This is a genomic window from Paracoccus luteus (genome assembly GCF_004522155.1).
Taxonomy (GTDB): Bacteria; Pseudomonadota; Alphaproteobacteria; order Rhodobacterales; family Rhodobacteraceae; genus Paracoccus; species Paracoccus luteus.
Map to the genome: position 1 here is coordinate 187148 of NZ_SDEA01000004.1, position 14261 is coordinate 201408.

General features: G+C 68.0%; 12 protein-coding genes. 7 read left to right on the forward strand and 5 right to left on the reverse strand.

Going from position 1 to position 14261, the window contains the following annotated elements; all coding sequences use genetic code 11:
- Positions 1 to 55 precede the first annotated feature (55 nt).
- From EPA64_RS07535 to EPA64_RS07565, 7 genes are read left to right on the forward strand one after another with little or no spacing between them, the layout of a single operon-like run.
- The gene (locus EPA64_RS07535) at positions 56 to 1030 is read left to right on the forward strand and encodes an amidohydrolase family protein (protein ID WP_134725661.1); all 975 of its coding nucleotides are present in this window, start codon (positions 56 to 58) and stop codon (positions 1028 to 1030) included.
- Between the two features lie 8 nt (positions 1031 to 1038).
- Positions 1039 to 3855 (forward strand): FAD-dependent oxidoreductase, encoded by a 2817-nt coding sequence (locus tag EPA64_RS07540; protein ID WP_134725662.1) that lies wholly within the window; start codon positions 1039 to 1041, stop codon positions 3853 to 3855.
- A complete protein-coding gene (locus EPA64_RS07545; RefSeq protein WP_134725663.1) occupies positions 3852 to 4385 on the forward strand; it encodes an aromatic-ring-hydroxylating dioxygenase subunit beta in 534 nt (177 codons plus the stop codon). Before EPA64_RS07540 ends, EPA64_RS07545 begins: the two co-directional genes overlap by 4 nt.
- A gap of 20 nt (positions 4386 to 4405) precedes the next feature.
- Positions 4406 to 5155: a maleate cis-trans isomerase family protein gene (locus EPA64_RS07550; RefSeq protein WP_484217446.1), complete on the forward strand. Its 750-nt coding sequence runs from the start codon at positions 4406 to 4408 to the stop codon at positions 5153 to 5155.
- A gap of 12 nt (positions 5156 to 5167) precedes the next feature.
- Positions 5168 to 5950, forward strand: coding sequence for an alpha/beta fold hydrolase (locus tag EPA64_RS07555; RefSeq protein WP_134725664.1), 783 nt, complete (start codon positions 5168 to 5170; stop codon positions 5948 to 5950).
- 29 nt (positions 5951 to 5979) lie between these two features.
- Positions 5980 to 7008 carry a 2,5-dihydroxypyridine 5,6-dioxygenase NicX family protein gene (locus EPA64_RS07560; RefSeq protein ID WP_134725665.1) on the forward strand — a complete coding sequence of 343 codons (1029 nt, stop codon included), beginning with the start codon at positions 5980 to 5982 and terminating at the stop codon, positions 7006 to 7008.
- Positions 7009 to 7061: 53 nt separating this feature from the next.
- Complete coding sequence (locus EPA64_RS07565) at positions 7062 to 7685, forward strand: isochorismatase family protein (RefSeq protein WP_134725666.1); 624 nt, start codon at positions 7062 to 7064, stop codon at positions 7683 to 7685.
- 114 nt (positions 7686 to 7799) lie between these two features.
- On the opposite strand, the gene EPA64_RS16895 is transcribed toward EPA64_RS07565, so the two are convergent.
- The 5 genes from EPA64_RS16895 to mgtE form a co-directional block, all read right to left on the reverse strand.
- A complete protein-coding gene (locus EPA64_RS16895; protein ID WP_281278555.1) occupies positions 7800 to 7925 on the reverse strand; it encodes a hypothetical protein in 126 nt (41 codons plus the stop codon).
- A gap of 108 nt (positions 7926 to 8033) precedes the next feature.
- On the reverse strand, positions 8034 to 8897 hold the full coding sequence (locus EPA64_RS07570; protein ID WP_134725667.1) for a dienelactone hydrolase family protein: 864 nt from the start codon (positions 8895 to 8897) through the stop codon (positions 8034 to 8036).
- Positions 8882 to 10537 (reverse strand): alpha/beta hydrolase, encoded by a 1656-nt coding sequence (locus EPA64_RS07575; protein ID WP_134725668.1) that lies wholly within the window; start codon positions 10535 to 10537, stop codon positions 8882 to 8884. The genes EPA64_RS07570 and EPA64_RS07575 overlap by 16 nt, the downstream gene beginning before the upstream one ends.
- A gap of 74 nt (positions 10538 to 10611) precedes the next feature.
- Positions 10612 to 12264 carry a serine hydrolase gene (locus EPA64_RS07580; RefSeq protein ID WP_134725669.1) on the reverse strand — a complete coding sequence of 551 codons (1653 nt, stop codon included), beginning with the start codon at positions 12262 to 12264 and terminating at the stop codon, positions 10612 to 10614.
- 520 nt (positions 12265 to 12784) lie between these two features.
- Entirely contained in the window at positions 12785 to 14122 is a 1338-nt protein-coding gene (gene mgtE, locus EPA64_RS07585; RefSeq protein ID WP_134725670.1) for a magnesium transporter, read from the reverse strand.
- Between the last annotated feature and the right edge of the window lie 139 nt (positions 14123 to 14261).

The window sequence follows — 14261 nt, forward strand, 5'->3', positions numbered from 1 at the left end:
AATAAGACGTATACTGACTAATAAGCCCCTTTCGGGGAGCACGACAGGATAGCGCATGACGCCCAAGATCACTTTCGAAGAACATTTCATGGCACCGGGATTCGAGAAGTATTCCGAAGCTTTCCTGAAGCTTATGCCGGCCGACCAGTCCGGGCAGCTGGTCCAGCGGCTCAACGGCTTCGATGGTGAGAGAATCGAGCTGATGGACCGCGGCGGGATCGTCCGCACCGTCCTGTCCCTGACCGGCCCCGGAGCGCAAAGCGAAAGCCTGGACCGGGCAGTCGATTCCGCGCGCCGCGCAAACGACTTTCTTGCCGAGAAGATCGCCGCCCAACCGGACCGGCTGTCGGGCTTTGCCTCGCTGCCGATGCACGACCCCGATGCGGCCATCGCCGAGCTTCAGCGGACGGTGCGCGACATGGGATTCCTCGGCTGCCTCGTGAACGGCCACACCCACGGCACCTATTACGACGGGCCGGAATATGATGCGTTCTGGGCCGAACTCGAGCGGCTGGGCGTGCCGTTCTATCTGCACCCGATCAACGCCCATGCCGACCCTTACGTGATCCGCGACGTGCCGGTGCTGCAGGGCGCGGTCTGGGGCTGGGGCGTCGAGGCCGGAAGCCACGCGCTGCGGCTGCTGTTCGGCGGCGTCTTCGACCGCTTTCCCGGCGTCAAGGTGGTGCTGGGTCACATGGGCGAAGGGCTGCCCTTCCTGCGCTGGCGCTTCGATTCCCGCTTCAGGGCCTATCCCCAGGGGGTCGATCTTCGGCTTGCCCCGTCCGAGTATTTCACCCGCAACATCGTCATCACCACGTCCGGCGTCTGCTCGCACGCGTCGCTGATGGGCGCTGTGGGCGAGATGGGCGCCGACGGCGTGATGTTCTCGGTCGACTATCCCTACGAGGACACGGCGGCGGCCGTGGACTTCATCGAGACCGCGCCTCTGGACGACGAGGCGCGGCGCAAGGTGTGTCACGACACGGCGGCCGCCCTTCTGGGGCTGCCCCTGCTGGCAGAGGCGGCATAGGAGGCGACATGAGCTGGCATTCTTCAATTCCCGCGGACGAGGTCCACGCCAAGGGCTCGGTCGGGGTCGAGGTTGACGGATTGCGCCTTGCGCTGTTCTCGCTGGACGGCGAGATCCACGCGACCGGCAACATCTGCACCCACGCCTTCGCCATCCTGACCGAAGGCCACGTCGAGAATGGCTGCATCGAATGTCCCCTGCACCAGGGCCTGTTCGACATCCGCACCGGCCGCGCGGTGGGGCCGCCCGTCACCCGCGACATCGCCACCTATGACACCAGGATCGAGGATGGCGTCGTCTGGATCGACACCCAGCCTCGGGCGGCAGCCAGCGCGGGCGCAGCCAAGGGCGCAGGCGGGGCCGTTGCCGACTTTCGCCGCATGGTCATCGTTGGGGCCGGTCAGGCCGGGGCCGAGACCGCGCGGGCCGCGCGCACGCACGGCTTTGCAGGCAAGGTGATCCTTCTGGGCGAGGAGGAGCATCCGCCTTATGAACGGCCGCCGCTGTCCAAGGATATGCTGCTGGGCCGCACGACCCTGACCAGCGCCCATATCTTCCAGCCCGGTGAAATCGAGGATCTGGACATCGAGCTGCGTCTGGGCACGCGGGTCCACTGCATCGACCGCGAGGCCCGCCATGTCGTCCTGACCGGCGGCGAGACGGTGCCCTACGACATGCTCGTTCTCGCGACCGGCGCCGCGCCGCGCCGGATCCTGCTGCCCGGCTCGGACGAGGTTCATCTGCATTACCTTCGTGAGGTGGCCGACTCGCAGACCTTGGGCGAGGTGCTGTCACGGTCACGCGGCGTCGCCGTGATCGGGGGCGGCTTCATCGGTCTGGAGCTGGCATCCGCGGCCCGTTCGCTGGGGATCGAGGCCACCCTGATCGAGGTGCAGGACCGACTGCTCAAGCGTCTGCTGCCGGAAGAGCCGGGAGAGTTCCTCGCCTGGGTTGCGCGGCAGAACGATGTGGCGTTGCACATCGGCGAAGCGGTCCAGTCGGTCTCGGCCGGGGGCGTGACGATGGCCGACGGCACCCGGATCGCAGCCGACTGCATCATCGTCGGCATCGGCGCCGTCCCCAGCGACCAGCTCGCGAACGGCGCCGCGCTGGAAACCGCGCCCGGCGGCGGGATCGTGGTGAACTCTCGCAACCAGACCTCGGACCCGGCGATCTACGCGGTGGGCGACGTCGCGGTCGTGCGCAACGAGATCTCGGGCCAGCAGCGGCGCGTCGAAAGCTGGCAGAACGCGCGGCTGTCGGCTGATCGCGTTGCGCGCGCCATTGCCGGGCAAGAGCCGGTCGAGCAGGAACTGCCGTGGTTCTGGTCTGACCTGTTCGGCGGCACCCTGCAGATCGTGGGCGATCCCCGGCCGGATGCCAGGGTCGTGCGCCGCGACGGAGAAGCGCCCGCCTTCTTCTGTCTTGATGAAGCGAACCGCGTCACCGCCTGCATCGACTTTGGCGATGCATCGCTGCTGCGTGCGGCGCGAGGCCTGATCGCGTCGGCCCATCCGGTCGATCCGGCGAAGCTGGCCGATCCTTCCACCGACCTGTCAACGCTCGAGGACAATGAAATGAAGATGCTGCCGATCGAGAAGCGATACGTCTGGCCGGCTTCCGGCCTCGATCGCGTCCCCGACTGGGTCTATACCAGCAACGAGATCCACGAACGCGAGATCGAGAAGATCTTCCACGGCCGCACCTGGAACTATGTGGGGCTGGCGGCCGAAGTCCCCGATGCAGGCGACTTCGTGCGGTCCTTCGTGGGGCCGACGCCTGTGGTCATGGTGCGGGACCATGATGGCGAAATCAACGTGTTCGAGAACCGCTGCGCCCACCGCGCCGCCGAGTTCTGCCGCGAGCTGCGCGGCAATGCCGAGGAGTTCGTCTGCCCCTACCACCAGTGGAGCTATGACCTGAAGGGCAACCTTGCGGGCGTTCCCTTCCGCCGCGGGGTCGATGGCAAGGGCGGCATGGGACCGGATTTCCGCCCCGAGAACCACGGCGTCAAGAAGCTGAAGGTGACCGAACGCAACGGCGCCGTCTTCGCCACCTTCGCCCAAAACATGGACTCGTTCGAGGATTACCTGGGCGAGGAAATGCTCAAGGACTTCGACACGGTGTTTTCGGGCCGCAAGCTGAGGGTGCTGGGGCATTACCGCCACACGCTGATGGGCAACTGGAAGCTTTACCCTGAAAACCTCAAGGATCCCTATCACGCGACGCTGCTGCACACGTTCCTCGTGACCTTCGGCCTCTTGGTCGCGGGCAACAAGTCGGCGATGATCGTCGATCCCAAGGGCCGCCACTCGACGATGGCGTCGGCCAAAAGCGAGGGCGCGACCGTTTCGGCCGAGAACAAGGCCGAGATGCGCGCCTATCGGGACGGCATGGTCCTGTCCGATCCGCGGCTGATGGATTTCTACCCCGAGTTCGACAGCCCCTGGTCGGTGACGATGCAGGTGGTGTGGCCCGGGCTGATCGTCCAGCGCGAGATGAACACGCTGGGCGTCCGCCAGATCGTGCCCAACGGCCCGAACGAGTTCACCATGATCTGGACGATGTTCGGGTATGAGGACGACGACGAGGAGATGACCCGCCACCGCCTGCGGCAGGGCAACCTGATGGGCCCCGCCGGCTTCCTCGGGCTTGAGGACAACGAGGCGATGAAGTTCGTGCAGGACGGGATGCTGAACTCGACCGGCGGGGCCCATCTGGTCGCGCTCGATCCCAAGGTTCCGGCCGGCACCTCCGACACCCTGATCTCGGAAGCCGCGATCCGGGCGATGTACAAGCACTGGCGTCAGGAGATGGGTCTATGAACGACCTCAAGCACGGTTTCACGGCAATTTCGGCGCGGGACACGCGCGAGGCGCGGCGCGATGCGCGGCTCGAGATCGAGGAGTTCAACGCGGAGTATTGCGCCGTGCTGGACGATGGCGACCTGATGGACTGGCCCGCTTTCTTCACCGAGGACGCATTCTATACCATCACCAGCCGCGAGAACTGGGACGGCAACCTGCCGGTCGGGCTGGTCTATTGCGAAGGCCTTGGCATGATCAAGGACCGCGCCCTGGCGATTGCCAAGACGTCAATGTTCGGGCCGCGATATCTGCGCCACTACATGACGAACACCCGCGTCATGGGGATCGAGGAAGACGGCACGATTCTGGCTGGCAACAACTACATGCTGGTCGAGGTGCGCGCCGAGCTTCCCGAGGGGCGCCTGCACCAGGCCGGCCGGATGATCGACAAGTTCCGCCGTCAGGATGACGGGCGCCTGCTGCTGTCGTCGCGCATCGCGATCTACGACACGTTGCTGGTGCCGAACGCCCTGGTTCTGCCCGTTTGAATCCACAGAAAGGCCACCCCATGACCCCGATCCGCATCGGACAGATCGTTCCCTCGTCCAACGTCACCATGGAGACCGAGATTCCCGCGCTTCTGCGGGCCCGCGAGGCGATCGCGCCCGAACGCTTCACCTTCCATTCTTCGCGGATGCGGATGAAGCACGTGACCAAGGATGAACTGGCGAAGATGGACGCCGACAGCGACCGCTGCGCGTTGGAACTGTCGGACGCGCGGGTGGACGTGATGGGCTATGCCTGCCTCGTCGCGATCATGTCGATGGGCCACGGCTATCACCGCGCCTCGGGCGAGCGCCTGCACGGCGTCACGCGCGGGAACGGCGCGCCCGCGCCGGTCATCACCTCGGCCGGGGCGCTGGTCGAGGGGATCAAGGCCATCGGCGCCAAGCGCGTGGCCGTCGTCACCCCCTACATGAAGCCGCTGACCGAGATGGTCGTGGACTATATCCGCAACGAGGGCATCGAGGTCGGCGACTATCGCGCGCTGGAAATCTCGGACAACCTCAAGGTCGCGGCGCATGACCCGATGAACCTGCCGGGCATCGTCGCGGGCATGAAGACCGACGACGTGGATGCGATCGTGCTGTCGGCCTGCGTCCAGATGCCCTCGCTGGCCGCGATCACCACGGTCGAGGCGCAGGCGCGCAAGCCGGTCCTGTCGGCCGCCGTCGCCACCACCTGGTCAATGCTGCGCGAGCTTGGCCTTAACACCCGCGTCCCCGGCGGCGGCACGCTGCTGTCGGGCGCCTACTGAGGGGCCGCGGCAATGGCTTTCGGCTACAACGTCCATGCCAACGGCATCCGCCAGCACCTGATCCGCTACCCCGGCCCGGAAGGCGCGCCGGAACTGCTGCTGATCCCCGGCATCACCTCGCCCGCCGTCACCTGGGGCTTCGTGGGCGAGCGGATGGCGGAACGCTTCGACGTCCATATCTTGGACGTGCGCGGGCGCGGGCTCAGCCAGTCGGGCGATCTGGACTATACGCTGGACGCGATGGCCGATGACGCGGTGGCGCTGGCGCAGGGGATGAACCGGCCCGTCGTGCTGGGCCATTCGATGGGCGCGCGCATCGCCATCCGCGCCGCCCGCAAGGACCCGCAGCCCTTCGCCGGGCTGGTGCTGGTCGATCCGCCCGTCTCGGGGCCGAACCGCCGCCCTTACCCGGCCAACTGGGCTTGGTATGGCGATTCCATCCGCATGGCCGAACAGGGCTGCTCGGCCGAGGACATGCTGAAGTTCTGCCCGACCTGGACGGAAGAACAGCGCGCGCTGCGGGCCGAATGGCTGCATACCTGCCAGTGGGGCGCGATCCGGCAGGCCTTCGACGGCTTCTCGACCGACGACATCCACGCCGACCTGCCCGAGATCAGCCTGCCCGCCCGGCTGGTCATCGCCGGCGGCGCGACGGTGATCCTGCCCGAGGATGCCGAGGAGATCAGCCGCCTGATGCCGCAGATCGAGATCGGCCGCGTCGAAGGCGCGGGGCACATGATCCCGTGGGACGACCTCGACGGCTTCCTGAACGCCGTCATGGACTTCACCGCCTGACTTCCAACCGACACAGGGAAACTCATCCGATGGATCACGCCAGCTTCACCGAGATCTGCCTGCATCAGCTGAAGATGTCGGGCGTCAGGGACGGCGAACGCCTTGTCGTCCTGACCCAGGGCAACGACCGGCTGGACTATGCCGATGCCTTCATGGCCGCGGGCCAGCGGCTCGGCGCGAAGATGTACCACATGCGCCTGCCTGCGCCGCTGCCGACCGATGGCTGGTCGGTGGGCGTCACCGGCCTTGCCGCCATGCCCGACGCGGTCGAGGCGCTGAAGAACTGCGACATGCTGATCGACTGCGTCTTCCTGCTGTTCTCGCCCGAGCAATTCGCCATCCAGGACGCCGGCACCCGCATTCTGACCGCCGTCGAGCCGCCCTCCCTGCTGGCGCGGATGCTGCCCTATCCGGAACTGCGCGAGAAGGTGACGATTGCGGCCGGGATGCTGGACCGCGCCAAGGTGATGCGGATCACCTCGCCGCACGGGACCGATGTCACCTACAAGCTGAACACCTATCCGACCGTCGCCGAATACGCCTGCACCGACGAACCCGGCCGCTGGGACCACTGGCCCTCGGGCTTCGTCTTCACCGGCGGGGACGACGACGGGGTGGACGGCCAGATCGTCGTGGCGCCGGGCGACATCCTGCTGCCCCAGAACCTGATGGTGCGCGAGCCGATCACCTACACCATCGAGAAGGGCTGGATCAGCGACATCCGCGGCGGGCTCGAGGCGCAGATCGTCAAGTCCTACATGGACAGCTTTAAGGACAACCGCGGCAAGGGGATGAGCCATGTCGGCTGGGGCATGAACCCGAACGCCAAGTGGCACAACTTCGTCCCCGGAGAGTTCCCCGGCGGCATGGGGATGGAACCGCGCAGCTTCTACGGCAACGTGATGTTCTCGACCGGCCCGAACAACGAGTTGGGCGGGCCGAACGACACCGCCTGCCATCTGGATATCCCGATGCGGAACTGCTCGCTGTTCCTCGACGACGAGCCGATCGTGATCGACGGCGACATCGTCGTGAAAGAGATCCAGCTGAGCCGCTGATCCCCAGGGCGGCCCCCGCAGCCGGGGCCGCCATCCCTTGAATGGAGACGAGAATGTCGCAGGAAGCGGTCTATGACGCCGCGGGCTTCGGCCGCGCGGTGCCGCGTGGCACCCGCCCGGCGGTGCTGGTCATCGATTACACCTATGGCTTCACCGACCCCGGAAGCTATCCCACCGCCGCCGACATGACGGCGCAGATCGCGGCCACCCGCCGGCTGACCGACCTTGCCCGGTCGAAGGGCTTTCCGGTCATCTACACGGTCATCGCCTATCAGCCCGGCGAGATCGCCATGCTGCCCTGGCTGCGCAAGGCGTCGGGGATGGCGGCGCTGCTGGAGGGCTCGCGCCTGGCCGAGGTCGATGCCCGCACCGGCATCCAGCCGGGCGATCCGGTGATCACCAAAAAGGGCGCCTCGGCCTTTGCCGGAACCCATCTGGCCATGCTGCTGACCGGGGCGGGGGTGGACACGCTGGTCCTGACCGGGGCGACCACCTCGGGCTGCGTGCGCGCCTCGGCGGTGGATGCGGTGCAGGCGGGCTTCAACGTGCTGGTGCCCGCCGACTGCTGCGCCGACCGCGCGCAGGCGCCCCATGACGCGAACCTCTATGACATCGGCCAGAAATATGGCGATGTGACGGACGCGGCGGATATCGCAGGGTGGTTGCAGACGCTCTGACCGATCGGCCACCACAGGGGACCGCAGGCATGTTCCACCGGATCGAGGAGGAGCGCGGGCTGCGGCACGACCCCGTTGCCGCGACTGTCTCGCCGCGGCCCATCGCGCGGGTCTTCAGCCGCGACGCCGAGGGGCGGCCAACCCGGCGACCTGTTCCTTCTCTGCGGCGGCGGCCTGAAAGCCGCCGCAGGCCGTGGCGTCCTCGATAAGGGCAAAGCCCGGCAAGGTCTTTTTCGACATGCGGGGGGGCTTTGCCGAGGTCGAGACCAACCTGCGCAGCGCAGCGGCAATTTGGGGAATAGCCGCCGCCAGGAAAGCAATCCGCACATCCTCTTACAGGTGTTCCTGTCAGTCCAGCGCGGCCAGGAAGGTGTCCACCTCCTGCGCCGCGCGGGCGCGCAGGGCGGCATCGAAGGACAGGGGCGACAGGGCGGCCCGCTCGCGCTGGTCAAAGGCGTGGTCGGCGCCTTCGATGACGCTGACCGCGATCCGCGCGCCGCGCGTGCGCAGGCGGTCGGCCAGGTTAAGGCAGGCCGGTGTGCTGACGATCCGGTCTTCGGCTGCAAGGATCATCAGGACCGGGGGCGCGGCGGTCCAGTCGCCCTCGTCCGCCCCGTTCAGCAGCCCGCAATAGGGGTAAAGCAGGACGACCGCCTGCAGCCCTTGCAGCAGCCGTGCCGGATCGGCGGGCCAGCGGCGCAATCCGGGGGGCAGCTGGCCGGTCAGCGCCAGGCGCAGGAACTCCATCGCCGTCCACCCCCCGTGCGAGGCGCCCAGCACCACCGTTCCCTGCGGCGGGGTCGGCAGGTCGGCCAAGGCCACCGCCAGGTCGCCCGCGCGTTCCGCCCCGGCCAGCACCTGCCCCACGCAGACCAGCCGCCAGGATTCAAGCTGGTCGAGCCCGCGCGGCCCGTGGCTGTCCAGGATCAGCGCGCGGCGGCCCTGCTCGGCAAAGCGGCCCGCCCAGAAATCCATGTTGTCGTGGACACCGTCGCAGCCGGACAAAAGCACCGCATCGCCCGCCCCGGCGCTGCCCTCGGCGGCCGGCAGGACGCGCCAGAAGGGCGCCAGTTGCGCCCGGCGCTGCGCCGGGGCGTCGGAGGACGCCGTCAGCCCCGCCCATTGCCGCGCGGTGTTCGCCCCGATCCCCGCCAGGACAAGGACCACCAGCGCGGCCGCGATCCATGCCGCCCGTTTCAGCCGTTGTCGCATCCCTGCTGGAACCCCCTGTCGCAATGCGCAGCCAGCCGGGCGCTGTCGTCGGCGGTCCAGCCCGCAGGCGCGGTCAGGGCGACCCAAGGGCCGATGTAGTCCCGCGCATAATAGGAATGGCCGTGCCCTTCGGGGGCGCTGGTGGCAAGGATCATGTCCACGACCAGCTGGAACTGCGTCACCATCGGAGTGAAGCTGAGATCAGGCGACACGTCCGGGGCGGGCGGCTCGCGCATCCAGGCCGGCCGGCGCCAGAACGAGGCGGGTTCGTAGAAGACGATCGGATCGCTGGAATACTGAAGGAACATCAGCCGCATGTCGCCCCAGCCCTGCGCGCCGCCCGCGTCCCGGGTGTGGCTGGCAAAGCGGATCAGCCGCCCGTCGCCGACCTGCGGGGCGACATAGGGGCTGCCCGGGTCGCGCTCGGCCATCGCTTCGTTCCAGCGCGCCGAGGGGAAGGGCGGGCCGGCCCACAGCGCGCCGTGGATGGGGTTGTCGAGCAGCGCGAACAGGTCGGTGCCATACATCGAGGCCCAGGCGCCCAGGCTGAGCCCGTGGACGTAAAGGCGGGGCCTGCGGTCCCGGGGAAGTTCGCGCCAGTGGCGGTGGATCGCGCCGATCAGCGCCCGCGCCTGTTCCAGCCCCGCCTGCGTTTCCAGCAGCAGCGCCAGAGGTGACTGCAGATAGGAATACTGGACGGCCACCGTCGCGATGTCGCCGCCGTGCATGTATTCGACCACGTCGAAGCTGCCGGGGTCCAGCCAGCCGGTCCCCGTGGGCATGGCCACGATCATCACCTTGCGGTCGAAGGCGCCAAGGCGCAGCAGCTCGTCCAGGGCGCGCTCGGCGCGCTCCTGCGCGCTGTCGGCCTCGGCCAGACCCGCATAGACGCGGATCGGATCAAGGGCCGGCCGCCCGGTGAAGGCCGCAATATCCTTCGCGTCCGGCCCGCCGGTGACGAAGTCCCGCCCCGGCTGGCCCATCGCGCCCCAGTCGATCATGGATGCCGCGGCCCCGGGCGTGCGGGGGTCCACAGGCGGCGGGGGCGCGGTGTCGAACAGATCCTGCGCCACGGTATAGGACTGGTCCAGTCCGCGGATCACGCGGTCCAGCACGCCGTCGCGCGTGACCACCACCAGCGCCAGCGTCACCACGATCAGCCCCGACACATCCGCCGTCCGCCGCGGCATGTGGCGGTAAAGCCATCCCCGCAGCCGGTCGAAGGCCCACCGCACCAGCGCCCCCGCCAGCATCAGCGCGGCAAAGACCAGCAGCGCCACCATCGCCATGCTGGGCACGTCCACGCTGTCGATCAGGTCCATCCCCATGCGGCTGCGGATGCCGTTCTGCCAGTCGCGGGCCTGCGCCAGGCACAAGACCAGAACCGCCAGCACCGGCAGGCTTGCAAGCAGATGCGCCGCCGCCGCGGCCCGCCCGCGCAGGACCGGTAGCTGGACCGCACGCCACAGCGTCAGCACGAAGCGGCCGATCATGTATCCCAGGGCTGCCACCAGCCCGCCAAGCACCCCCTGGACAAGCCAGTCCCGCGGGATCAGCGAGGGCGTGAGCGAGGCTGCGAACAGGACCAGCCCCAGATAGAGCGGCAGCAGCGATACCCCGAAAAAGCGTCTGCCCTGCATGCAAGCGTTTCCTCTACCATCCACCGTCCGCCCCGGCTTGCCCGATCCGGACGCGGGATGACAAGCTGCGCCGCTCAGCGCCGGGCGCGGATCGCGGCGCCGTCGGCGCCGGTCAGGACCAACGCGCCGGTGTCGTCGATCCGATAGCCGTCCACGCGGGCCAGCGTGTCCAGGAAGCGGCGCTCCTGATTCATCAGCGCCTCCGGGCACGCCATGCGGGTCACGGCCGCAGGTTCCAGGGTCAGGCGCGGGCCGTCCGCCCGATAACCGCCGAAGAAACGGTTGCAGGTGGCGCTGCCGTCCAGCCGCCCGTCGGCCCCGAAGCGCAGGGTAACGTGGCTGTTGTCGATCACGCCCTGCCCGCCGATGTCCTCGACCACCCATTCCGCGCCCAGCAGGGGCTGGTCGTCATGGGCGATCAGGTAATCGGCCACCGCCCGGAAGGCGGGCAGCGACGTCGGGTCGCTGGCCGCGTTGGCCGCCACCGGGTGCGAGGCGAAGCGCGCGATCACCATGTCGGCCTTGGGGTCGATCCAGATCGTCTGGCCGTGGACGCCGCGGGCGGCGAAGCTGCCGTGATCGTCATGGGTGATCCACCACTGGCTCTGATAGCTCCAGCCCGGCAGGTCATAGCCGGCCTTGGCGAACTTGGCCGGGTCGCCCCCCTGCCGCAGGCGGGCAATGGCAGCCTCGGGGATGACCTGCTCGTCGCCCACCCGGCCGCCGTCCAGGATCATCTGCCCCAACCGCGCCATGTCGCGCAGGTTCGCGTTGAAGCCGCCGCCCGCGAAGGGCGTGCCGAGCGCGTCGACGGTGTAAAAGCCCTCGCGCCGCTGGCCCAGCTTGGACCAGACGGTCTGCGACAGGTGATCGGCCACCGATTGGCCTGTCACCTTTGCCACCAGCCAGCCCGCCACGTCGGCGTTGGGGGTCTTGTAGCCGAAGGCCTCGCCGTGGGCGCCGTCCTTCTCGATCCCCTGCAGCGCCTCGAAGGTGCCGCGCGGCCCGCTGTAGTCCGGCCCCTTGGGGAATGCGCTGCCGGCGGCGGAATAGGTCCAGACATCGGCATCGGGGTCGGCGTAATCCTCGGAATAATCCAGCGCGGTGGTCATCTCCAGCACCTGGCGGACGGTGGCGTCGCCGAAGGCGCTGCCGTCCAGTTCCGGGATGACGCTGGCCACGGGCGCGGCCTCGTCCAGCAGCTCGTCGGCGATCAGGGCCTCGGCCATCAGGCCGGTCAGGCTTTTCGTGACCGACATGGCGCCGTGCAGGCCATCCGGCCCCAGGCAGCCGCCATAGCGTTCATAGACGACGCGGCCGTGGTGCAGCACGATCACGCCGTCACTGTAGTTCACGTCGAAGGCCGCGTCCCATGTCATCCGCTCGCCGCCGCCCGAGGGGGTGAAGGCGACGTTTTCGATGGCGGGGTCCAGCGCCTCGGGCAGGTCGACAGTGGCCTCGGGGCCCCGGTCCACGGCAACCACCGGCATCATCTGGCTGAAGTGGCAGACGGTCCAGCGCAACTTGGGAAAGGCGAAGAAGTCGGGATCGCCGGGGCGGATGGTCTTGTCCGGTGCGGGCGGCTGGCCCTGCATCCAACCCAGCACGCCGGGGTCCGAGGCTTGGGCTGAGAGGGGCTCGGCCGGTTGCGGTTCGGTCTGCTGGGCCATCGCCGTGCCTCCGAATGTGAGGGCCGCGACCAAGGCCGGGCCGATCAGGTGTTTCATGTTGCGTTCCTTTGTCCTGTCCGCGCCGCCTCGGGCAGAGGGGGGCCTTCGACCCGTCTGGCGCGCGGTATATGCTTCGGGGATCTGTCCACGGATGTTCACGCACTGTGCCCAGACTTGCGCGCTGCCGCCAGAAACACTTCTTCCATGACCTGACTTCGGCGATGTTCGAGAAGGTCGTCTGGTTCCCGCGCCGGCGCGGCAGGACAACGGCCGTGCCAGCGGCAGGAACGGCGTCTTCGGCCCTTTCGGGGGGCCGGCGTTTTCCCTTTCAACGGGGAAGGACCACGCCGCAGCGTGTGCAGCCGCGTCAGTCCCGTCCCCCGTGGTCCGCCGGCCGACACGGTCAACCGGGCGCCGGGCGGCACAAGAACAGCGCGGCACCGGCCATGTCCTGCGGCGCGGCGGACGCGCCCTGCCCTGCCCGGCAAACTGCCGCTGAACGGGCCGTCGCGGCCGTGCCAGGGCGGAAAGGATCGCACGTTGATCGCGGCGAAACCCGGCCGCGGTTTCGCCCCCCTCATGGCAGCGGCAGGATCGTTTGAGCGATGGAAAAATAGATCACCACGCCTGTCGCGTCCGCGATGGATGTGACCAGGGGCGTGCTTGCCGTTGCGGGGTCCATGTCGAACCTGCTCAGGATGAAGGGCAAGGCCATGCCGATCAGGCTGCCCACGATCACGATCAGGATCATGGACAGCGAGATCACAAGCGCGATCTGAGGTCCGCCGCGGACCACGCCGATCAGGGCGATGGCTGCAGCCATGCTGACCCCCAGAAGGACAGCGACCGCCAACTCGCGCCCCAGCACACGCGTCCAGTCCCGGGGACCGATGTCGCCCGTCGCCAGGGCGCGCACCATCAGGGTCGCGGACTGCGAACCGGCGTTGCCGCCCGAAGCGATCAGGATGGGAAGAAAGAACATCAGCGCAAGATGCGCGGCGATCGTGTCCTCGAAATGGGCAATGCCCGCGCCCGAAAAGATGTTGCCGAAGACAAGCAGCATCAGCCATCCGATCCGCGCCCGGTAAAGCATCAGGATCGTTGCATCCGCGACGCTGGAGCCGATCTTCCCGACGGTGCCGACCTTGTGGAAATCCTCGGTCGCCTCGGCTTCCATCACGTCGAGGGCATCGTCATGGGTGATGATGCCGGCAAGCCGCCCCTCGCTGTCGATCACCGGCAGCGCCACGATGTCATAGCGCGCGATCAGGCGCGCGGCATTCTCGATGTCCTCGTCTATCGCCACGGCATGGGTGTTGCGGTCCATGAGATCGGAAACAGTCCCGCCCGGGGGCGCGGTGATGAGATCGCGCAGCCGCACCGAACCCAGCAGTCTGCGGTCCGCGTCGATAACATAGGCCGGGTCGATCGTTTCCTTTGCCGGAGCCTCGTGGCGCAGCATGGTCAGGGCGTCGGCCGCGTCAAGTTCCGGCGAAAGCGCCGCATAGGCCGAGGTCATGATCGCGCCCGCCGTGCCCTCCTTGAACGAAGCAAGCCGGCGGACATCCTCGCGTTCCGCCTGCGCAAGCGCCGGCATGACCGCTTCGCGTAACCCGGCCGGCAGCTCATGATAGACGTCCGCCCGGTCGTCCGGGTCCATTTCCGCAAGGATCGCGGCCAGATCCTTTTGCGGGATCACCTGGATCATGGCCGCGCGGGACCGGGGGTTTAGATAGCAGAGCACGTCGGCCTGCCGGTCGGGGCTGACGTCCTTGAGGATTTCCCACCGTCTTTGCGGCTGCAACGGCTGCAGCACGGTCGCGACGTCCGCGGGATGTCCGTCGTTCAGCCGGGCAACGATGTCGTCAGGGCTGCCGCGCCGGAATGTCAGGGTCAGATCAGTGGTGGCGGGCATCAGTCCCCCTTGCCGGCAACGACAAGTCCGCGCCGGGTGGCTGATGCTTCGGGCATGTGCTGCAATCCTGATCCATGAACCCGCCGGCTTGCGGAACGGTCGTTTCGTGTGGACTTGCGGGCTGAGGCCGCGTCCTTGG